This is a genomic window from Paenibacillus zanthoxyli JH29 (assembly GCF_000520715.1).
In the GTDB taxonomy this organism is placed as follows: domain Bacteria; phylum Bacillota; class Bacilli; order Paenibacillales; family Paenibacillaceae; genus Paenibacillus_AQ; species Paenibacillus_AQ zanthoxyli.
Genome location: NZ_ASSD01000239.1, coordinates 1 through 401 on the forward strand (window position 1 = coordinate 1; position 401 = coordinate 401).

The 401-nt window shown below is 52.1% G+C and carries 1 protein-coding gene; it reads left to right on the forward strand.

Going from position 1 to position 401, the window contains the following annotated elements:
* Positions 1-143: 143 nt before the first annotated feature.
* A partial coding sequence (locus L691_RS28355; RefSeq protein WP_036736241.1) for a PmbA/TldA family metallopeptidase occupies positions 144-401 on the forward strand: 258 nt, incomplete at its 3' end.

The following is a 401-nucleotide window of genomic DNA, read 5'->3' on the forward strand; positions in this document are numbered from 1 at the left end:
GGAGCCAACCCGGGCGCTTTTTGCTAAACAACCATGCAAGGACGAGATTGCACGTATTTCCTGATTTTTGAGACATTGAGCGTTCATGATAAGCTATACTGGAAAAGAAGTGCAAGAGAATCCAAAGAGCGGGGAGGAAGAGTATGCTGCAGGAACAAGTGATATATAGAGTACTTACCGCCGCGCTTGAAACGGGCGCTGATTTTGCGGAAATCTTCGCCGAGGATAAGACAAGCGGACGGCTCGAGATGGTGGGTGGAATGCTGGAAAGCTCCCTGTCCGGCCGAGATTACGGAGTAGGCATCCGGGTTTTACAGGGTAACTTTTCCGTCTATGCGTATACGAACGACAGCAGCGAGCAGAATCTGATCGACACGGCCCGTTCGGCGGCGGCAGCCATC